Origin of the sequence: Rhodococcus ruber NBRC 15591, assembly GCF_001894945.1 — a bacterium.
GTDB classification, from domain to species: Bacteria; Actinomycetota; Actinomycetes; order Mycobacteriales; family Mycobacteriaceae; genus Rhodococcus; species Rhodococcus ruber.
This window is the reverse complement of the sequence record NZ_BCXE01000043.1, coordinates 49,095-69,101: the sequence shown is the minus strand read 5'-3', so window position 1 is coordinate 69,101 and position 20,007 is coordinate 49,095. Positions and strand designations below refer to the sequence as shown.

The following is a 20,007-nucleotide window of genomic DNA, read 5'->3' as shown; positions in this document are numbered from 1 at the left end:
GGCGGCCGAAGCACAGTCCGTGCTCGGCCGCGTCGTACTTCGCGATGTCCTCGGTGTACAGCTGCGTGAAGGACTCCCGCTCACTGCGGGCCTGGGGGGTGCCGCCGGTGTCGAGCAGGACACGGCTCAGGCGGGTCTGCGCGTAGGCCCGCATGGAGTCGAGGTGGCCGTACAGCATCGACAGGTAGACCTGCTCACGCTCATGGTCGGGGTGGGACAGGCCATCGGCCGGCAAGGGGTCTCCTCGGGGTCGGACGGGGCGACGGGTGCGCCGCGACGAAGTGCCCAAGAAGTCTAGTGCCGGTCCCGCACCCGCGCAGAATCACCGGGTGCGGGACCGAACCGTGCGGTCAGCGCTGCAGCTGCAGGCGGGCGCGGGTGAGGGCCTCTTCGGCGCGGTGCCGGGCCTGCTGGGCCCGCAGCAGGGACCGTTCCTCCGCCGTCAGCGCCCGCTCCCGGGCGACCTTGGCCAGCTCGGGGCCGCGTTCACGGGCCGTGCCCCACAGCAGCGCGCTGCGTTCGCGGGCGACCTCGGCGAGTTCGGGGCCGCGTTCCTTGGCGACGTCGAGCAGGCCGGTGCCGCGTTCGCGGGCGACCTCGGCGAGTTCGGGGCCGCGTTCCTTGGCGACGTCGAGCAGGCCGGTGCCGCGTTCGCGGGCGACCTCGGCGAGTTCGGGGCCGCGCTCGCGGGCGACGTCGAGCAGGTGCGTGCCGCGTTCGCGGGCCACCTCGGCGAGTTCCGGGCCGCGCTCGCGGGCGACGTCGAGCAGGTGGCTTCCGCGTTCGCGGGCGGTGCCGGCCCTGTCCGAGGCCTCCTCCGACAGGGTCCGCACCCGTTCGGCCACCTTGTGCAGGCTCTCGGTCACCGCCTCGCCCGCGGCGTCGTCCTGATGGGGCAGGACGCCGGCGACGGCCTCCTGGGCGCGTCGTGCGGCCCGCCGTCCGCGCCACCCCAGCGACGGCTTGCCCTCGGTGTCCACCGCGGTGATGATCAGTCCGCCGAGCAGGCTCACGTTCTTGAGGAACTGGGTGCGCTGGATGGCGCGGGCCTCCGCGTCCTCGACGTTCCAGAAGTCGTGGCCCGCCACCGTCGTCGGGACGAGCGTGGTGGCCAGTGCGAGCGCCGCCAGCCGCGGGGCCTTGCCCACCGCGAGCAGCGCACCCGCCCCGATCTGCACGGCGGCGTTGATCCGCACGAGCGTCTCGGGATCGTTCGTGATCTTCTCGCTCACCGTGTCCGGGAGCTTCCCCGTCACCGTGTCGGGCAGCATGCCCACCGCCCGGTCGAGTCCCGGCTGCGCGGCCGCCGCCTTGGTGGACGAGTCTCTCAGCGCGTCGATGCCTCCGGCGACGAAGACCGACGCAAGCATGGGGCGGGCGATTCTGCGGACAATCATGTGCTTCCTCCCGTGATCGGTGGCGGTTCCACCTTCGCACGCATACCCCGCCGCCCGGCGGGATATGCGCGTCCGGCCGGGATCACGCCCGCCGGCTCGGGTGTGCGCCGCAGGTGGCACGATGTCGGTGTGCACGGTGGGGGCGAGGAGACGAGGAGCGGCGACGTCGGTGTGGCCGGGGTGCGGGTAAAGCGGACCCCGACCTCGCTCGGGGTCGCGGCCACGCTACCGGTTCCGGTCGCGGCGCTGTTCGAGGTGATCCGGAATCCGTTGCGGCACAGTGAGATCGATGGTTCGGGGACGTTGATCGTCCCCGCGGGGCAGCCCCGGATCACCGCCGTCGGGCAGCACTTCGTCGCGCAGGTGCACTTTCCCGGGGGCACGGCGTATCCGGTGGTCAATCACGTGGTGGCGTTCGAACCCGGCAGGTTGCTCGCCTGGCTGCCCGCCAACCCGGACACCCCGCCGCTCGGCATCCGATGGGAATGGACCTTCGCCGAGGCGGCCGGGGGGACCGCCGTGCGACAGACCTGCGACTGGTCCGCGGTGACCGACACCGCGTACCTGCGCCGGGTGCGGCTCCCGCGGGTCTCGGCCGAGCAGATGTCCGCGAGCCTCGCCCGACTCGAGCGCGCCGCGCGTTCCTGACCTGCTCCGCATGCCCGGTGCTCGCGCCCCCGGTGCGGCGGTGCCCCGACGTGTCGCATGTCACGCGCGCCCCGGTATTGCTGATTGCTAAACTGCGCAAGTACACGCACCGCTCGTCTTGCGGTGGCTCGGACGACGGGAACGGTGATGGTCGCGCAGGCACGTCAGCCCCTCTACCGGATGAAGGCGGACTTCTTCAAGACGCTCGGGCATCCGGCCCGCATCCGGGTCCTCGAGTTGCTCAGCGAGCGCGACCACGCGGTCTCCGAGATGCTGCCCGAGGTGGGGATCGAACCCGCGAACCTGTCCCAGCAGCTGGCGATCCTCCGGCGTGCGGGGCTGGTCACTGCGCGCCGGGAAGGGCTGTCGGTGACCTACGCCCTGACGTCGCCGCGGGTCGCGGAACTGCTGGGCGTCGCCCGCGCCATCCTCACCGGTGTGGTCGCCGGACAGGCAGAACTGCTCGAGGACGATGTTGCCGAACCGGCGGGGGTCCGGGCCCGCGGCTGAGCCGGCCGCTCACCCGGGGCGCCACGCGCGCATTGATTGCAGACTTTATTAAGTTCTTAGTTGTTGTTTGTGGTGGAGGCACGATGTCGATGTCGACGGAGCAGCACGATGCGGAGACCGGGCGCACCGGAGAAGAGGCGACGGGAGCCGGCCCCGTCGTGGCTCGCGCCGCACGGTCGGTCGCCGCGCTGATGCCACGCTGGGGTGAGTGGAAACCGGCCCTGCGTTCGCCCCGCGCCGATCTGACCGCGGGGCTCGTCGTCGCCCTCGTCGCCCTGCCCCTCGCGCTCGGCTTCGGCATCAGCTCCGGACTGGGGGCCGCGGCGGGGCTCGCGACCGCCGTCGTCGCGGGTGCGGTCGCCGCCGTGTTCGGCGGCTCCCGCTTCCAGGTGTCGGGCCCGACCGGCGCGATGACCGTCGTCCTGGTGCCGATCTTCCACGAGCACGGCGCCTCCGGCGTCCTCGCGGTGGGACTCGTCGCCGGCGTCGTTCTCGTGGTTCTCGCCTTCGCCGGCATCGGCCGGGCGGTGCGCTTCATGCCCGCCCCGGTGATCGAGGGCTTCACCGCCGGGATCGCCGTCGTCATCGCCCTGCAGCAGGTCCCGGCCGCGCTCGGCATCGCCCACGCCGAGGGGGAGAAGGTGTGGCAGAGCGCGTTCGACGCCGTCCGACAGTTCGCCGACCGGCCGTCCCTCCTGCCCGCAGCCGTGGCGGTGCTCGTCGCGACGGCCATCCTGATCGGGGGCCGGTACCTGCCGAAGCTGCCGTTCTCGCTCGTCGCGGTGGTGCTGGCCACCGTCGTCGCACAGCTGTTCCATCTGGACGTCACGCGGATCGGGGCCATCCCGTCCGGCTTCGGTGCCCCCAGCCTCGGATTCCTCGACCTCGGCGAGCTGACGTCGCTCCTCGCGCCGGCGCTCGCGGTGGCCGCGCTCGCGGCCCTCGAATCCCTGCTGTCCGCGACCGCCGCGGATTCGATGAGCGTCGGCACCCGGCACGACCCGGACCGAGAGCTGTTCGGGCAGGGCCTGGCCAACATCGCCGCCCCCCTGTTCGGCGGCGTTCCGGCCACGGGCGCGATCGCACGCACGGCCGTCAACGTCCGGTCGGGGGCGCGGTCCCGGCTGTCCGCCCTCACCCACGCCGTCATCCTCGCCGGCATCGTCTACCTCGCCTCGCCGCTCGTCGCGCAGATCCCGCTCGCCGCCCTCGCCGGGGTTCTGCTCGCCACCACCGTGCGCATGGTCGAAACCGCCTCGATCGTCGCGATCACGCGGGCCAGCCGCGCGGATGCGATCGTCATGACGGTGACGTTCCTGGTCACCGTCGCCCTCGACCTCGTGACGGCGGTGGCGATCGGTGTCGGGTTCGCTGCGGTTCTCGCGCTGCGGGCGGTCGCGAGGTCCGCCCGGATCGAGCAGGTTCCCCTCGACGAGGACGGGGATCACGCCGACGAGGAACACGAGTTGCTGCGCGAGCACATCGTCGCGTACCGGATCGACGGCGCCCTGTTCTTCGCCGCGGCCCACCGGTTCCTGCTCGAGCTCGCCGATGTCACGGACGTCAAGGTCGTGATCCTGCGCATGTCCCGCGTGACGGCCATCGACGCCACCGGTGCGATCGTCCTCAAGGACGCCATCACCAAGCTCGAGCACCGGCACATCACGGTGCTGATCTCCGGGGCCAGGCCCGAACATCTGCGGCCGTTGTCCGCCCTGGGGGTGTTCACCACCAAGGACAGCGAGGAGCGGCACGTCTTCGCGACCACACCCCGGGCCATCGCGTACGCCCGCATGCTGGTGCTGCCGGAACACCGGTACGCCCCGGCCGTCGCCGGTGCCGAAGGGCCGAGGCCGGGACCGTTCGAGGCCACTCCGCGCGGGTAGAATCGGCCTCGTGACCGGCCCTCGCCGCAACCTGGTTCTCCTCACCCGGTAACACCAGGTGAGCGCGGGGACCGGTCGCCTGCCGACGGTGGTGCCCGGCGTACGCCCGGCCCGGGTCGGGTGCGCCCCGGCTCGCCTCCCGGGACCGACCGGCTCCGGCCAGTAGCATCTTCCCCCGTGACCGACGCGACCGCGAGTGCCAGCCGCCCTGCCGCCCTGCGCGTCCTCGTCTACAGCGACGACGCCGACACGCGCGAGCAGGTCACCCGCGCGCTGGGCCGGCGACCCGATCCCGAGCTCCCCGAACTCGACTTCGTCGAGGTGGCGACCGCGCCGATGGTGATCCGGCGCATGGACGCCGGCGGTATCGACCTCGCGATCCTGGACGGTGAGGCAGCCCCCGCCGGCGGGATGGGGATCGCCAAGCAGCTCAAGGACGAACTCGAACAGTGCCCGCCCGTCGTCGTGCTGACCGGCCGCCCGGACGACGCGTGGCTCGCCGACTGGTCCCGGGCCGAGGCCGCGGTGCCGCGGCCACTCGACCCGTTCCGCCTCGCCGAGACGGTCGTCGCGCTGCTGCGCGGCCGCAGCACCACCTGACGGCGCCGCGGGACGCCCGCCCCGGCGGGCCGCGCGAGTGGGCCGGTCCGCGAACGGTCGGGCGAAACGGAGAAATCGCGCCGCGTGGTATCCGCCTCGGGGAGACACCCCGCCGGTAGGCTGAGCCGTACATCACAATGATGCGGTTGAAGTGACCCACGGCACCGACACCGCCTCGTGATCGTTCGGCCCCAGCGGCCGAGAGGTCGGCAAGGGCAACGGAGTCGGCGCGGGTGGCCGGCTCGCACGGAGAGGAGCCAGGCGCCGTGAACGTCTACATCCCCATCCTCGTGCTCGGCGGGATCGCGGTCGCGTTCGCCGTGTTCTCCGTCGTCGTGTCCTCGGTGATCGGCCCGAGCCGCTACAACCGGGCCAAGCTCGAAGCCTACGAATGCGGGATCGACCCGACCCCGCAGCCGCCGGGCGGCGGCAGGTTCCCGGTGAAGTACTACCTGACGGCCATGCTGTTCATCATCTTCGACATCGAGATCGTGTTCCTCTACCCGTGGGCCGTCCACCTCGACGCCCTGGGGGTCTTCGGGCTGGCCGCGATGGCGCTGTTCGTGTTCAACGTCGCAGTGGCCTACGTCTACGAGTGGCGGCGGGGTGGTCTCGGCTGGGACTGACCGCGGCAGGTATTGGGTGCGACAGGGAATGGGATTGTGCCGTAATGGATTCGAACACCGACCGAAAGTGATAAGAGTCGGACATGGGTCTCGAGGAGAAGTTGCCGAGCGGCTTTCTGCTGAGCACGGTGGAGAGCTTCGCCGGTTTCGCACGCAAGGGTTCGCTGTGGCCCGCGACCTTCGGGCTCGCGTGCTGCGCGATCGAGATGATGACCACCGTGTCGCCGCGGTTCGACATCGCACGGTTCGGAATGGAGGCGTTCCGGGCCTCGCCGCGACAAGCCGACCTCATGATCGTCGCCGGCCGGGTCAGCCAGAAGATGGCCCCGGTGCTGCGGCAGGTCTACGACCAGATGGTCGAACCGAAATGGGTGCTGGCCATGGGGGTGTGCGCCTCCTCGGGCGGCATGTTCAACAACTACGCCATCGTGCAGGGCGTCGACCACATCGTCCCGGTCGACATCTACCTCCCCGGCTGCCCGCCCCGACCGGAGATGCTGCTGCACGCCGTCCTGATGCTGCACGAGAAGATCCAGCAGATGCCGCTCGGCGTGGACCGGGAGAAGGCCGTGCAGGCCGCCGAGGAGGCGGCCCTGGCTGCCGGCCGGCCCGTGCTGCCCACTCCCCGGGGGGCGGCCCGATGACCCCTCCCTCGGACGACGAACGGTCCTCGCTGCCGGTGGACCGGGCCGCCACCACCGGACCCGAGGGAACGCTGCCGGCGCAGCCCGCCGGTGACGCCGAGGTGATCGGCGTCCGTCAGGGCATGTTCGGCGTGCGCGGCAGCGGTGACACCTCCGGCTACGGGCGGCTCGTACGCCCGGTGACCCTGCCCGCCGGCACCCCGCGCCCGTACGGCGGCTACTTCGACGACGTCGCCGACGCCCTGCGCGACGCCGTCGCCGCATCGGGGACGGCGTTCGAGGACGCGATCGAGAAGGTCGTCGTCCACCGCGGTGAGCTGACCTTCCACGTCCGGCGGGAGCACCTCCCCGAGGTGGCCCGGCGCCTGCGCGACGACCCGGACCTGCGCTTCGAACTGTGCCTCGGCGTCGACGGGGTGCACTACCCGCAGGACACCGGCCGCGAACTGCACGCCGTGTACCCGCTGATGTCGATCACCCACAACCGCCGCATCCGGCTCGAGGTGTCGGCCCCGGATGCCGATCCCCACATCCCGTCGCTGTACGAGGTGTATCCGACCAACGACTGGCACGAGCGCGAGACCTACGACTTCTTCGGGATCGTGTTCGACGGGCACCCGTCGCTGACCCGCATCGAGATGCCCGACGACTGGTCGGGGCATCCTCAGCGCAAGGACTATCCGCTCGGCGGCATCCCCGTCGAGTACCACGGAGCGGAGATCCCGCCGCCCGACGAGCGGAGGGCGTACACATGACCGACCTGACCGAAGGACCGGTCCACACCGTCGTCGGCGAGGACTGGGACAGCATCGTCGAGGCCGCCCGCGCCGCGGCCGCCGACCGCGGCGACGAACGCATCGTGGTCAACATGGGACCGCAGCATCCGTCGACCCACGGAGTGTTGCGGCTCGTGCTCGAGATCGAAGGCGAGACCGTCACCGAGGCGCGCTGCGGAATCGGCTACCTGCACACCGGCATCGAGAAGAACCTCGAATACCGCACCTGGACCCAGGGCGTCACGTTCGTCACCCGGATGGACTACCTGTCCCCGTTCTTCAACGAGACCGCCTACTGTCTCGGCGTCGAGCAGCTGCTCGACATCACCGAGGCGATCCCCGAACGAGCCACCGTCGTGCGGGTGCTGCTCATGGAACTCAACCGGATCTCCTCGCACCTGGTCGCCCTCGCCACCGGCGGCATGGAACTCGGTGCGATGACCGCCATGTTCCTCGGTTTCCGCGAGCGCGAACTGATCCTCGACGTGTTCGAGACCATCACCGGTCTGCGCATGAACCACGCCTACATCCGGCCCGGCGGACTCGCGCAGGACCTGCCGGACGGCGCGGTCGAGAAGATCCGCGACCTGCTCGCGCTGCTGCCGCGGCGACTGCGGGACATGGAGAACCTGCTCAACGAGAACCACATCTGGAAGGCCCGCACCCAGGGGATCGGCTACCTCGACCTGACCGGGTGCATGGCCCTCGGCATCACCGGACCCGTGCTGCGCTCGACCGGCCTGCCGCACGACCTGCGCAAGGCACAACCGTACTGCGGCTACGACACCTACGAGTTCGAGGTGTGCACCGACACCGGCTGCGACGCCTACGGCCGCTACCTGATCCGGATCGACGAGATGAAGGAGTCGATCAAGATCGTCGAACAGTGCCTCGACCGGCTGCGTCCCGGTCCGGTGATGGTGGAGGACAAGAAGATCGCGTGGCCGGCCGACCTGTCGCTCGCCGCGGACGGTCTCGGCAACTCCCCGGAGCACATCCGCAAGATCATGGGCAACTCGATGGAGGGCCTGATCCACCATTTCAAGCTCGTCACCGAGGGCTTCCGCGTCCCACCCGGCCAGGTGTACACCGCCGTCGAATCCCCCCGCGGGGAACTGGGGGTGCACATGGTCAGCGACGGCGGCACCCGGCCCTACCGGGTGCACTTCCGGGATCCGTCCTTCACGAACCTGCAAGCGGTGTCCGCGATGTGCGAGGGCGGCATGGTCGCCGACGTCATCGCCGCGGTCGCCAGCATCGATCCCGTGATGGGGGGAGTGGACCGGTGACGCAGCAACCGCGAGTAGCGATCGACCCGGACCCGGCCACGGGGCCGGTGCTCATCCCGTTCGGCGTCCGCCCCGACGAACCGTCCCGGCTGGCGCGGCCCGGCGCCCGCGAACACTACCCCCCGGACGTCCGTGCCCGCCTCGAGGCCGACGCCGACGAGATCGTCGGTCGCTATCCCCAGCCGCGCTCGGCCCTGCTGCCGCTGCTGCACCTGGTGCAGTCCGAGGACGGCTACCTCACCCCCGCGGGTGTCGAGTTCTGCGCCGGCCGGCTCGGACTGACCGGAGCCGAGGTCGGGGCGGTCGCCACGTTCTACTCCATGTACCGGCGCGAACCCACCGGCGACTACCTCGTCGGTGTCTGCACCAACACCCTGTGCGCGATCATGGGCGGCGACGAGATCCTCGAAGCGCTGGAACACCACCTCGGGCAGCGTCCCGCGGCCGGCACCGCCTCGGACCCGGGCTCGGACACCACGCCGGACTCGCGCGGCGAGAGCGCCGGCTCCGTCACCCTCGAACGCCTCGAGTGCAACGCGGCCTGCGACTTCGCGCCCGTCGTGATGGTCAACTGGGAGTTCTTCGACCACCAGACCCCGGACTCGGCGCGTGCGCTCGTCGACGACCTGCGCGCCGGCCGGCCCGTCACCCCCACCCGGGGCGCGCCGCTGTGCACCTTCCGGCAGACCGCCCGCATCCTCGCCGGGTTTCCGGACGAGCGGCCCGGCGCCGTGGCGGCGGGCGGCAGCGCAGGAGCGGCATCGCTCGCCGGTCTGCGCATCGCCCGGGAACGGGGCATGCGGGCGCCGGAACCGGACCACCCCTCCGGCCCGGACCCGGCCGCCGGTCCCCGATCCGAGGGAGGCTGACGTGACGCTGACCCCTGTCCTGAGCCGCTACTGGGACGAACCCGAATCCTGGACCCTCGACACCTACCTCCGCCACGACGGCTACGAGGGCCTGCGCACGGCGCTGCGCATGCACCCCGACGAGGTGATCGGCACCGTCAAGGAGGCGGGGCTGCGCGGCCGCGGCGGCGCCGGGTTCGCCACCGGGGTCAAGTGGAGTTTCATCCCCCAGGGCGACGGCAAACCCCACTACCTGGTGGTCAACGCCGACGAATCCGAACCGGGCACCTGCAAGGACATGCCCCTGCTGCTGGCCACCCCGCACGCCCTCGTGGAGGGTGCGGTCATCGCCGCATACGCCATCCGCGCCGCGCACGCCTTCGTCTACGTCCGCGGCGAGGTGGTGCCGGTGCTGCGCCGGCTGCAGGCCGCCGTCGCCGAGGCCTACGCCGCCGGCTTCCTCGGCCGCGACATCCTCGGCAGCGGCTACGACCTCGACCTCGTCGTCCACGCCGGCGCCGGGGCCTACATCTGCGGGGAGGAGACCGCGCTCCTGGACTCCCTCGAGGGCCGGCGCGGCCAACCCCGCCTCCGACCCCCGTTCCCCGCCGTCGCGGGGCTGTACGCACGCCCGACCGTCGTCAACAACGTCGAGTCGATCGCGAGCGTGCCGTCGATCCTGCACCACGGGATCGAATGGTTCCGCTCCATGGGAACCGAGAAGTCCCCGGGCTTCACGCTCTACTCCCTGTCCGGTCACGTGGCGACCCCCGGCCAGTACGAGGCGCCCCTGGGCATCACCCTGCGGGAGCTGCTCGACTACGCGGGCGGTGTCCGGGCCGGGCACCGGCTGAAGTTCTGGACCCCCGGCGGCTCGTCGACGCCGCTGTTCACCGACGAGCACCTCGACGTCCCCCTCGACTACGAGGGTGTCGCCGCCGCCGGATCCATGCTGGGCACCAAGGCACTGCAGATCTTCGACGACACCACCTGCGTAGTGCGCGCGGTGCTGCGCTGGAGCGAGTTCTACGCGCACGAGTCCTGCGGCAAGTGCACCCCCTGCCGCGAAGGCACCTACTGGCTCGTGCAGATCCTGCGACGGCTCGAGCGCGGCGACGGAACCGCAACGGACCTGGACACCCTGCTCGACCTCTCCGACAACATCCTCGGCAGGTCGTTCTGCGCACTCGGCGACGGGGCGACCAGCCCCGTCACCTCCTCGATCCGGTACTTCCGCGACGAGTACCTGGCGCACTTCGAGCAGGGCGGCTGCCCGTTCGACCCGCACCTGTCCACCGTCATGGCCGGGGCCGGCGCGAACCGACCGCACGACGGAGGTGCCCGATGAGCGTCCACACCAACCGCGACACCACCGGCCTGCCGCCCGCACCGGACCTGGTCACCGTCGTCGTCGACGGCGTCGAGATCGGCGTCCCGAAAGGCACCCTCGTCATCCGCGCCGCGGAACTGCTCGGCGTCCAGATTCCCCGCTTCTGCGACCACCCGCTGCTCGAACCCGTCGGTGCCTGCCGCCAGTGCCTCGTCGACGTGGAAGGCCAACGCAAACCCGTCGCCTCCTGCACGACCCCGGTAACGGACGGCATGGTCGTGCACACGCAGCTGACCTCCCCGGTGGCGGACAAGGCGCAGAAGGGCGTGATGGAGCTGCTGCTGATCAACCATCCGCTGGACTGCCCGGTCTGCGACAAGGGCGGCGAATGCCCCCTGCAGAACCAGGCCATGTCGAACGGGCGTGCCGAGTCCCGGTTCACCGAGACCAAACGCACGTTCCCCAAACCGATCTCGCTCTCCGCGCAGATCCTCCTGGACCGCGAGCGATGCGTACTCTGCGCCCGGTGCACGCGGTTCTCCCAGCAGATCGCCGGCGACCCCTTCATCGAACTGATGGAACGGGGTGCCCTGCAGCAGGTCGGCATCTACGAGAAGGAACCGTTCGACTCGTACTTCTCCGGCAACACCGTGCAGATCTGCCCGGTCGGCGCACTCACCGGAGCGGCCTACCGGTTCCGCGCCCGGCCCTTCGACCTCGTGTCGAGCCCGAGCGTGTGCGAACACTGCGCCAGCGGCTGCGCCCAACGCACCGACCACCGGCGCGGCACGGTGCTGCGCCGGCTGGCCGGCGACGACCCGCAGGTCAACGAGGAGTGGAACTGCGACAAGGGCCGATGGGCCTTCACCTACGCCACCCAGCCCGACCGTCTCACCACCCCGCTGGTGCGGGGCGACGACGGCACGCTCACGCCCGCCTCGTGGCGTGACGCCCTGCGCGTCGCCGCCCGTGGCCTGACCGCCGCGCGCGGCCGTACCGGGGTGCTCGTCGGCGGCCGCGTCACCGTCGAGGACGCGTACGCCTACAGCAAGTTCGCCCGGCTCGGCCTCGACACCAACGACATCGATTTCCGGTCGCGGCCGCATTCCGCGGAGGAGGCACAGTTCCTCGCCGCCCGCGTCGCCGGGCGCTGGCCCGGCGCCGGAGCCGTGACGTACGACGACCTCGACAACGCCCCCGCCGTCCTGCTCGTCGGATTCGAACCCGAAGACGAGTCGCCGATCGTGTTCCTGAGACTGCGCAGAGCGGTCCGCAAGGGAGGACTGGCGGTGTCCGCGATCGCACCGTTCGCGAGCCGCGGCCTGACGAAACTGCGCGGACGGCTCCTGCGGGCCGTCCCCGGCACCGAGCCGGACCTGCTCGACACGCTCCGCCTCGGCGCCCGACCCGGCGACCGCGATGTCACCGAGACGGCCGAACTCCTGACCCGACCCGGGGCGGTCGTCCTGGTGGGGGAGCGGACGGCGGCAATCCCGGGCGCCTTGACGGCCGCCGGCCGGCTCGCCGACCACACCGGCGCGCGGCTCGCGTGGATCCCGCGACGGGCCGGGGAACGCGGTGCGCTCGAGGCCGGGGCCCTGCCGGGACTTCTGCCCGGTGCCCGCCCGGTCACCGACGCCGAGGCCCGGCGCCAGGTTGCCGCCGCATGGGGCGTGCCGGACCTGCCGTCCTCCGTCGGCCGGGACACCGGACAGATCCTCGCCGGCGCTGCAACCGGCACCCTCGGGGCCCTGGTGATCGGCGGGGTCGACGTCGACGATCTGCCGGATCCGCACGCCGCCGTCGCCGCGGTCGACGCCGCCGGCTTCGTCGTCAGCCTCGAACTGCGGCGCAGCGCGCTCACCGACCGAGCCGACGTCGTCTTCCCCGTCGCCCCCGCCGTGGAGAAACCCGGAACGTTCCTCGATTGGGAGGGCCGGGAGCGCCCCTTCGCCGCCGCACTGCGCAATACCGGCGCCCTGCCCGATCAGCGGGTGCTCGGCGCGATCGCCGACGAGATGGGGGTCCGCCTCGGGCTCGCCGACGCCGCGGCCGCCGTCGACGAGCTCGTCGCGCTGGGGTCCTGGGACGGCGAAGCCGCCGGGTCACCGGACGTCGCGCCGCGCGGCACGCCGGCGCCCGGCACCGGTGAGGCGGTGCTCGCCGGATGGCGGATGCTTCTCGACCGCGGACGGATGCAGGACGGTGAACCGCATCTCGCCGGGACCGCCCGGCGGCCGGTCGCGCGCCTGTCCGTCGCCACCGCCGCCGAGATCTCGGCGGACGACGGGGACCCGGTGACCGTCGCGACGGACCGCGGCTCGGTCACGCTGCCGCTGGTGGTCACCGACATGCCGGACCGGGTCGTGTGGCTGCCCCTCAACTCGCCGGGGTCCGCGGTGCATCGGCAGCTGGCCGCGTCCGTGGGCGACATCGTCCGGATCGGCCGGGCGGAGCGCTCGTCGCAGGGGGTGGCCGATGAGTGACGTCACGCTGTTCGGCGCTGCGACGGTACCGGGGCCGGGGGTCCTGTCGGCGCAGTCCGGGTACCCCGATCCGGCCGCGTTCGGTCAGGATCCGTGGTGGCTGGTCGTCGGCAAGGCGGTGGCCGTCTTCGTCTTCCTGGTGTTGACGGTGCTCGTCGCCATCCTCGTGGAACGAAAGATATTGGCGCGCATGCAGATGCGCGTCGGACCGAATCGGGTGGGCCCGCGGGGGTTGCTGCAGAGCCTCGCCGACGGCGTCAAACTCGCCCTGAAGGAGGGCATCGTTCCCGCGGGCGTGGACAAACCCATCTACGTCCTCGCGCCGATCATCGCGACGGTGCCGGCGTTCATGGCGTTCGCCGTCATCCCGCTCGGACCGGTGGTCTCCGTCTTCGGCCAGCGCACCCCGCTGCAACTGACCGACCTTCCGGTGGCCGTGCTGTACATCCTCGCTGCGACGTCCATCGGCGTCTACGGCATCGTGCTCGCCGGCTGGGCATCCGGGTCCACCTATCCGCTGCTGGGCGGTCTGCGCTCGACGGCGCAGGTGATCTCGTACGAGATCGCCATGGCGCTCTCGTTCGCGGCCGTCTTCCTGCTGTCGGGCACGCTGTCCACCTCCGGCATCGTCGCCGCCCAGGACGGCACCTGGTACGTCTTCCTGCTCCTGCCCTCGTTCCTCATCTACGTCACGTCCATGGTCGGCGAGACGAACCGGGCACCGTTCGACCTGCCCGAGGCCGAGGGCGAACTCGTCGGCGGCTTCCACACGGAGTACTCGTCGCTGAAGTTCGCGATGTTCATGCTCGCCGAGTACGTCAACATGGTGACGGTCTCGGCGCTGGCCACCACCCTGTTCCTCGGCGGCTGGCGCGCACCGTGGCCGCTGAACATGTGGGAGGGCGCGAACTCCGGCTGGGTGCCGCTGCTGTGGTTCGTCCTCAAGGTGTGGGGATTTTTGTTCCTGTTCGTATGGCTGCGCGGCACGCTGCCGCGGCTGCGCTACGACCAGTTCATGAATCTCGGCTGGAAGGTGCTCATCCCGGTGGCGCTCGGCTGGATCATGGTCGTCGCCGTGATCCGCGTCCTGCGCACGGAGGGCCTGGACCGGTGGCAGATCGTCCTCGCCGCGACCGGCGTGGTCGTCGCCCTGGCAGTGCCGTCGCTGCTGTGGAACCGCATGAGCTCCGGTCGCGTCCGGCCCACCGGCACCCCCGGCGGCCCGGCGGTCACTGCCGAAACCGAGCAACCGTTCGACCCGATGGCCGGCGGCTTCCCCGTCCCGCCGTTACCCGGCCAGACGCTGCCACCGCGGCGTCGGCGCACCCCCGTCACCGCAGCCGCCGAGAGCGGGCGCCGTGGCGATCCGACCACCGAGGAGAATCGCGATGCCTGACTTCCTCGATCCCATCGCCGGATTCGGCGTCACCTTCCGGGCGATGTTCGACAAGGCCCAGACCGAGCGATACCCCGAGCAGAAGGAACCGACCGCACCGCGCTACCACGGCCGCCACCAGCTCAACCGCCACCCCGACGGGCTCGAGAAGTGCATCGGGTGCGAGCTGTGTGCCTGGGCGTGCCCCGCCGACGCCATCTACGTCGAGGGCGCGGACAACACCGACGACGGGCGATACTCGCCGGGGGAGCGCTACGGACGCGTCTACCAGATCAACTACCTGCGCTGCATCGGATGCGGTCTGTGCATCGAGGCCTGCCCGACGCGGGCGTTGACCATGACCAACGAGTACGAGATGGCCGACGACAACCGGACCGACCTGATCTACGACAAGACCAGGCTGCTCGCCCCGCTCGGGCCCGGCATGGTGGCACCACCCCACGACATGTACCCGGGCACGACCGACGAGGACTACTACCTCGGCGCGGTGACCGAGGCCGCGCCCGGCACCACCACGGCCGCTGCCGGGCAGGGGGAGGACGCCGTCGCACCCGACCGGGAACCGACGCAGCCGCGAGGCGGTCGCGATGTGGCGTGACCGGCGGAGAGGGGAGTGGTCTCGATGGACCCGATGACGCCGGCCCTGCTGACGGCCGAAGCCGTCACCCGCACCTCCACCGGCGAGGCCGTGCTGTTCTGGATCCTCGGAACGCTCGCGGTGCTCGGCGCACTCGGCGTCGTCGCCGCGTCCAAGGCCGTCTATTCGGCGATGTTCCTCGCGGTCACCATGATCATCCTCGCGGTGTTCTACATCGCCCAGGATGCGCTGTTCCTCGGAGTCGTGCAGATCGTGGTCTACACGGGGGCGGTGATGATGCTGTTCCTGTTCGTGGTCATGCTCGTCGGCGTCGACTCCTCCGACTCGCTCGTCGAGACGCTGCGCGGCCAGCGGGTCGCCGCGATCGCGGCCGGCCTCGGATTCGGCCTGCTGCTCGTCGGCGGTCTCGGCAACGCCGCCGTCTCCGAGTTCGCCGGCCTCGACGCAGCGAACGCCGCCGGCAACATCACCGGCCTGGCCGAGCTGATCTTCGTGCGGTACGTCTGGGCGTTCGAACTCACCGGCGCCCTGCTGATCACGGCCACGATCGGCGCCATGGTCCTCGCTCACCGGGAACGATTCGGGCTGCGCAAGACCCAGCGGGAATTGTCGCAGGAACGCTTCCGCGCCGGTGGTCGCGCCACCCCGTTGCCGAGTCCCGGTGTCTATGCCCGGCACAACGCCGTCGACGTGCCGGCCCGGCTGCCCGACGGGTCGTACTCGGACCTGTCGGTCAGCGAAGTGCTCCGGCAGCGCGCCGTGACCGTCGACGACGCCGGACCGCGCGAGAGCGACGCACCGCGCGGCGGGTCGTCGGGTGAGGAGGAATCGCGGTGAACCCCGAGAACTACCTGTACCTGTCCGCCCTGTTGTTCACCATCGGCGCGGCCGGCGTCCTGCTGCGCCGCAACGCGATCGTCGTGTTCATGTGCATCGAGTTGATGCTCAACGCCGCGAACCTGGCGTTCGTCACGTTCGCGCGTATGCACGGCAATCTCGACGGCCAGGTCATCGCGTTCTTCACGATGGTCGTCGCCGCCGCCGAGGTCGTCGTCGGCCTCGCGATCATCATGACCATCTTCCGTTCCCGCCGTTCGGTTTCCGTCGACGACGCCAACCTCCTGAAGTACTGACGCCCCCGGACGACACCCGTCCGCCCACGCACGAGGAGGAGACTGTGCCCGAGACGACCGTGCCCGAGACGACAACCGGCGCCCCGACGGGTGGACCGGCATGAACGGGATCTCGTCGACGGTCTGGCTGCTGCCCGCGCTGCCGCTGTTCGGCGCGGTCGTACTGCTGCTGACCGGCCGGCGCAGCGACACGTGGGGACACCTGCTCGGCTGCGCGACGGCACTGGCCTCGTTCGCGCTCGGCATCGCCCTCTTCGTCGACATGCTCGGCCGCGACACCGCCGACCGCGCCGTGAACCAGGACCTTTTCGAGTGGGTGCCGGTCGCGGGACTGCAGATCGACTTCGGTCTCCAGCTCGACCAGCTGTCGATGTGCTTCGTGCTGCTGATCACCGGCGTCGGCTCGCTCATCCACGTCTACTCCGTCGGGTACATGGCGCACGGCCCCGACCCCTCCGGTCGCTCCGCTGGTTCCGCTGCGGGGGCGTCGGGTCGCTCCGCTGGTTCCGCTGCGGGGGCGTCGGGTCGCTCCGCAGGTTCCGCTGCGGGGGCGTCGGGTCGCTCCGCAGGCTTCGCTGCGGGGGCGTCGGGTCGCTCCGCAGGCTCCGCTCCCGGACGCCGGTTGTTCTTCGCCTACCTCAACCTCTTCCTCGCGGCGATGTTGCTGCTCGTCCTCGCCGACAACTACTTCGGTCTGTACGTGGGCTGGGAAGGCGTCGGTCTCGCCTCGTACCTGCTGATCGGGTTCTGGCAGTACAAACCGTCCGCCGCGACGGCCGCGAAGAAGGCGTTCGTCGTCAACCGTGTCGGCGACATGGGTCTGGCCGTCGCCATGATGATCATGTTCGCGACGTTCGGGTCCGTGACGTTCGACGACGTCTTCGCCGGCGCCGACGGAGCGAGCGACGGCGTGCTCACCGCACTCGGCCTCGTGCTGCTGCTCGCCGCATGCGGCAAGTCCGCCCAGGTGCCCCTGCAGTCCTGGCTCGGTGACGCGATGGAGGGCCCGACACCGGTGTCGGCACTGATCCACGCCGCCACCATGGTCACCGCGGGCGTCTACCTCATCGTCCGGTCCGACGTGCTCTTCGACCTCGCCCCCACCGCGCAACTCGCCGTGGTGATCGTGGGCACGGTGACCCTGCTGTTCGGAGCTGTCATCGGGTGCGCCAAGGACGACATCAAGAAGGCACTCGCCGCCTCGACCATGAGCCAGATCGGCTACATGGTCCTCGCCGCGGGCCTCGGTCCCGCCGGATATGCCTTCGCGATCATGCACCTGCTCACCCACGGCTTCTTCAAGGCCGGCCTGTTCCTCGGGGCCGGATCGGTGATGCACGGGATGAACGACGAGGTGAACATGCGGCACTACGGCGGCCTGCGCACCGTCATGCCGATCACGTTCGTCACCTTCGGTCTCGGCTACCTCGCGATCATCGGCATTCCGCCGTTCGCCGGGTTCTTCTCCAAGGACAAGATCATCGAGGTGGCGTTCGGCGCCGGCGGTGCGGAAGGGATCGTCCTCGGCACGGCAGCCCTGCTCGGGGCCGGCCTCACCGCGTTCTACATGACGCGGGTGATGTTGATGACCTTCTTCGGCAGACGTCGCTGGGCCGCCGACGTCCACCCCCACGAGGCGCCCGCCGTGATGACGGCGCCCATGGTCCTGCTCGCCCTCGGCTCGGTCGGCGCCGGTGCCGCCCTCACTCTTGGCGGGGCGCTGCAGAACTGGCTCGAACCGGTGGTGGGGGCCACGGAGATCGAACACCTGCTCCCGGTGTGGGTGATCACCGCCCTCACCCTCGCCGTCGTGCTCGCCGGTGTCGCGGTGGCCTACCGGCAGTACGCCCGGCGCGAGATCCCCGACGCCGCCCCCGCCGACGTGTCGGCGTTCACCGTCGCCGCCCGCAGGGATCTCTACGGCGACGCCGTCAACGAGGCGGTGTTCATGCGGCCCGGACGGTCCCTGACCACGACCCTGGTGACCGTCGACGACAAGGCCGTCGACGGGGCGGTCGACGGGATCTCCGCCACGGTCGGCGCCCTCTCCGCCCGGATGCGGCACCTGCAGACCGGGTTCGTGCGGTCCTACGGCTTGTCCATGTTGGTAGGCGCGGCCGTCGTGGTCGCGGCGATGATGCTGGGGAGGCTGTAGTGGGCAACTTTCCCTGGTTGACGACCCTGTGGGTGGTGCCGCTCGTCGGCGCCGTCGTCGTCCTGGCGATTCCCGCCCGGATGCGGAGCCTCGCCAAGGGCGCCGCGCTGGCGGTCGCGGCCGTGGTGCTCGTGGTGGCGTGCGTGCTGGCGATCGGATTCGACCCGGCGGGCGAGCAGTACCAGTTCGTCGAATCGCACCCGTGGATCCCGGCCCTGGGCACCCGCTACACGCTGGGCGTGGACGGCATCGCGCTCGTGCTGGTGCTGCTCACCGCGGTGCTGCTTCCGCTGCTGATGCTGGCCGGTTGGAACGACACGACACCGGCCGAGCCCACCGGCACCGCCCGCCCCTCCACGCCGCGGCGAACCACACACCTGTACATGGCGCTGATGCTCTCGGTCGAGGCGATGGTGATGGTCTCGTTCACCGCGCTCGACGTGTTGCTGTTCTACATCTTCTTCGAGGCGATGCTCATCCCGATGTACTTCCTCATCGGGGGCTTCGGGGATCGGCTCGGAGATCGAGGCCGGCGCTCCCGCGCGGCGGTGAAGTTCCTGCTCTACAACCTGTTCGGTGGGCTGATCATGCTGGCGGCGGTGATCGGGCTGTACGTGGTCACCGCCCGGCAGGGCGCCGGCACGTTCGACTTCCGGGAGATCGTCGCCGCCGTCACCGACGGCGGTCTCGGTGCCGACACCGTGGTGCTCCACGCCCTGTTCCTCGGTTTCATGTTCGCGTTCGCCGTGAAGGCGCCGCTGTGGCCGTTCCACACCTGGCTGCCCGGCGCCGCGGTGCAGGCCACCCCCGCCGGGGCGGTGCTGATGATGGCCGTGGTCGACAAGGTCGGCACGTTCGGCATGCTGCGCTACTGCCTGCAGTTGTTCCCCGAGTCGTCGGTGTACTTCGCGCCCGTGATCGTCACGCTCGCGGTGATCGGCATCGTCTACGGCGCGGCGGTCGCCATCGGTCAGACGGATGTGATGCGTCTGATCGCCTACACCTCGATCTCGCACTTCGGGTTCATCATCCTCGGCATCTTCGCGATGACCAGCCAGGGCCAGGCCGGCTCGACGCTGTACATGGTCAACCACGGCATCTCCACCGCCGCGCTGTTCCTGATCGCCGGGTTCCTCGTCTCCCGGCGCGGATCCCGCGCGATCGCCGCGTACGGCGGCGTCCGCAAGGTCGCCCCCGTCCTGGCCGGGACGTTCCTCGTCGCGGGACTGGCGACCCTGTCCCTGCCGGGCCTGGCACCGTTCGTCAGCGAATTCCTGGTGCTGGTCGGCACCTATCCGCGCTACCAGGTCGCCGCCGTGGTCGCGGTGCTCGCGCTCGTCCTGTCGGCGATCTACGTGTTGTGGCTCTACCAGCGCATGATGACCGGACCGGTCACCGGCGGCAACGAGCACGTGCGCGACCTGGTGCCCCGCGAACTCGCCGTCGTGGTGCCGCTCATCGCGTTGCTCCTCGTCCTGGGCGTCTACCCCAAGCCGGCCCTCGACGTGATCACCCCCGCGGTCGACCAGGTCCTGGTCACCGTCGACCGGCCCGATCCGGAGCCCGCCGCCCCGCCCGAGCCCGTCGCGGGCGGGACCGGCACCGACACCCACGGAGGGACGCACAGGTGACTCCCTTGAACGGAACCCTCGTTCTCGCTCAGGCGATTCCGGCTCCCGACCTCC

18 protein-coding genes and 1 pseudogene are annotated in these 20,007 nt (G+C 70.8%); 17 read left to right on the top strand and 2 right to left on the bottom strand.

Going from position 1 to position 20,007, the window contains the following annotated elements:
* Both RR3_RS23840 and RR3_RS23835 read right to left on the bottom strand, forming a co-directional pair.
* A pseudogene (locus RR3_RS23840) lies at positions 1–235 on the bottom strand (helicase); the annotation flags it as partial.
* Between the two features lie 115 nt (positions 236–350).
* Positions 351–1,397, bottom strand: coding sequence for a DoxX family protein (locus tag RR3_RS23835; protein ID WP_048771065.1), 1,047 nt, complete (start codon positions 1,395–1,397; stop codon positions 351–353).
* 129 nt (positions 1,398–1,526) lie between these two features.
* On the opposite strand from RR3_RS23835, the gene RR3_RS23830 reads away from it, so the two are divergent.
* The 17 genes from RR3_RS23830 to RR3_RS23750 all read left to right on the top strand — a co-directional run bounded on the left by RR3_RS23830 (position 1,527) and on the right by RR3_RS23750 (position 19,953).
* The gene (locus RR3_RS23830) at positions 1,527–2,045 is read left to right on the top strand and encodes an SRPBCC family protein (protein ID WP_017681315.1); all 519 of its coding nucleotides are present in this window, start codon (positions 1,527–1,529) and stop codon (positions 2,043–2,045) included.
* Positions 2,046–2,192: 147 nt separating this feature from the next.
* Positions 2,193–2,555: an ArsR/SmtB family transcription factor gene (locus RR3_RS23825; RefSeq protein WP_010595340.1), complete on the top strand. Its 363-nt coding sequence runs from the start codon at positions 2,193–2,195 to the stop codon at positions 2,553–2,555.
* An 83-nt stretch (positions 2,556–2,638) separates the two neighbouring features.
* The gene (locus RR3_RS23820) at positions 2,639–4,441 is read left to right on the top strand and encodes a SulP family inorganic anion transporter (protein ID WP_017681314.1); all 1,803 of its coding nucleotides are present in this window, start codon (positions 2,639–2,641) and stop codon (positions 4,439–4,441) included.
* Positions 4,442–4,618: 177 nt separating this feature from the next.
* Positions 4,619–5,041 (top strand): Rv3143 family two-component system response regulator, encoded by a 423-nt coding sequence (locus tag RR3_RS23815; RefSeq protein WP_010595342.1) that lies wholly within the window; start codon positions 4,619–4,621, stop codon positions 5,039–5,041.
* 266 nt (positions 5,042–5,307) lie between these two features.
* Positions 5,308–5,667 carry an NADH-quinone oxidoreductase subunit A gene (locus RR3_RS23810; protein WP_010595343.1) on the top strand — a complete coding sequence of 120 codons (360 nt, stop codon included), beginning with the start codon at positions 5,308–5,310 and terminating at the stop codon, positions 5,665–5,667.
* An 83-nt stretch (positions 5,668–5,750) separates the two neighbouring features.
* Positions 5,751–6,311: a NuoB/complex I 20 kDa subunit family protein gene (locus RR3_RS23805; RefSeq protein ID WP_010595344.1), complete on the top strand. Its 561-nt coding sequence runs from the start codon at positions 5,751–5,753 to the stop codon at positions 6,309–6,311.
* On the top strand, positions 6,308–7,066 hold the full coding sequence (locus tag RR3_RS23800) for an NADH-quinone oxidoreductase subunit C (protein ID WP_174557598.1): 759 nt from the start codon (positions 6,308–6,310) through the stop codon (positions 7,064–7,066). The genes RR3_RS23805 and RR3_RS23800 overlap by 4 nt, the downstream gene beginning before the upstream one ends.
* Entirely contained in the window at positions 7,063–8,376 is a 1,314-nt protein-coding gene (gene nuoD, locus RR3_RS23795) for an NADH dehydrogenase (quinone) subunit D (RefSeq protein WP_010595346.1), read from the top strand. The genes RR3_RS23800 and nuoD overlap by 4 nt, the downstream gene beginning before the upstream one ends.
* Positions 8,373–9,245 carry an NADH-quinone oxidoreductase subunit NuoE gene (nuoE, locus tag RR3_RS23790; RefSeq protein ID WP_010595347.1) on the top strand — a complete coding sequence of 291 codons (873 nt, stop codon included), beginning with the start codon at positions 8,373–8,375 and terminating at the stop codon, positions 9,243–9,245. Before nuoD ends, nuoE begins: the two co-directional genes overlap by 4 nt.
* A 1-nt stretch (position 9,246) precedes the next feature.
* Positions 9,247–10,572, top strand: coding sequence for an NADH-quinone oxidoreductase subunit NuoF (gene nuoF / locus RR3_RS23785; RefSeq protein ID WP_010595348.1), 1,326 nt, complete (start codon positions 9,247–9,249; stop codon positions 10,570–10,572).
* Positions 10,569–13,040, top strand: coding sequence for an NADH-quinone oxidoreductase subunit G (locus tag RR3_RS23780; protein ID WP_064065834.1), 2,472 nt, complete (start codon positions 10,569–10,571; stop codon positions 13,038–13,040). Before nuoF ends, RR3_RS23780 begins: the two co-directional genes overlap by 4 nt.
* Before the next feature lie 43 nt (positions 13,041–13,083).
* On the top strand, positions 13,084–14,436 hold the full coding sequence (gene nuoH, locus RR3_RS23775; protein WP_051059603.1) for an NADH-quinone oxidoreductase subunit NuoH: 1,353 nt from the start codon (positions 13,084–13,086) through the stop codon (positions 14,434–14,436).
* Complete coding sequence (nuoI, locus tag RR3_RS23770) at positions 14,429–15,034, top strand: NADH-quinone oxidoreductase subunit NuoI (RefSeq protein WP_017681310.1); 606 nt, start codon at positions 14,429–14,431, stop codon at positions 15,032–15,034. The genes nuoH and nuoI overlap by 8 nt, the downstream gene beginning before the upstream one ends.
* 33 nt (positions 15,035–15,067) lie before the next feature.
* On the top strand, positions 15,068–15,871 hold the full coding sequence (locus tag RR3_RS23765) for an NADH-quinone oxidoreductase subunit J (RefSeq protein ID WP_040272775.1): 804 nt from the start codon (positions 15,068–15,070) through the stop codon (positions 15,869–15,871).
* Complete coding sequence (nuoK, locus tag RR3_RS23760; RefSeq protein WP_003937937.1) at positions 15,868–16,167, top strand: NADH-quinone oxidoreductase subunit NuoK; 300 nt, start codon at positions 15,868–15,870, stop codon at positions 16,165–16,167. Before RR3_RS23765 ends, nuoK begins: the two co-directional genes overlap by 4 nt.
* A gap of 100 nt (positions 16,168–16,267) precedes the next feature.
* Positions 16,268–18,322 (top strand): NADH-quinone oxidoreductase subunit L, encoded by a 2,055-nt coding sequence (gene nuoL / locus RR3_RS23755; protein ID WP_064065835.1) that lies wholly within the window; start codon positions 16,268–16,270, stop codon positions 18,320–18,322.
* Positions 18,322–19,953, top strand: a complete 1,632-nt coding sequence (locus RR3_RS23750) for an NADH-quinone oxidoreductase subunit M (RefSeq protein ID WP_010595355.1) — start codon at positions 18,322–18,324, stop codon at positions 19,951–19,953. The genes nuoL and RR3_RS23750 overlap by 1 nt, the downstream gene beginning before the upstream one ends.
* The last annotated feature ends 54 nt before the right edge of the window (positions 19,954–20,007 follow it).

Excerpts from the sequence above, each read along its gene's own strand:
- RR3_RS23820 (WP_017681314.1), top strand. The coding sequence starts at position 2,639 with ATGTCGATGTCGACGGAGCAGCACGATGCGGAGACCGGGCGCACCGGA.
- RR3_RS23825 (WP_010595340.1), top strand. The coding sequence starts at position 2,193 with ATGGTCGCGCAGGCACGTCAGCCCCTCTACCGGATGAAGGCGGACTTC.
- RR3_RS23780 (WP_064065834.1), top strand. The coding sequence starts at position 10,569 with ATGAGCGTCCACACCAACCGCGACACCACCGGCCTGCCGCCCGCACCG.
- nuoD (WP_010595346.1), top strand. The coding sequence starts at position 7,063 with ATGACCGACCTGACCGAAGGACCGGTCCACACCGTCGTCGGCGAGGAC.
- RR3_RS23765 (WP_040272775.1), top strand. The coding sequence starts at position 15,068 with ATGACGCCGGCCCTGCTGACGGCCGAAGCCGTCACCCGCACCTCCACC.
- RR3_RS23800 (WP_174557598.1), top strand. The coding sequence starts at position 6,308 with ATGACCCCTCCCTCGGACGACGAACGGTCCTCGCTGCCGGTGGACCGG.
- nuoI (WP_017681310.1), top strand. The coding sequence starts at position 14,429 with ATGCCTGACTTCCTCGATCCCATCGCCGGATTCGGCGTCACCTTCCGG.
- RR3_RS23805 (WP_010595344.1), top strand. The coding sequence starts at position 5,751 with ATGGGTCTCGAGGAGAAGTTGCCGAGCGGCTTTCTGCTGAGCACGGTG.
- RR3_RS23835 (WP_048771065.1), bottom strand. The coding sequence starts at position 1,397 with ATGATTGTCCGCAGAATCGCCCGCCCCATGCTTGCGTCGGTCTTCGTC.
- nuoL (WP_064065835.1), top strand. The coding sequence starts at position 16,268 with ATGAACGGGATCTCGTCGACGGTCTGGCTGCTGCCCGCGCTGCCGCTG.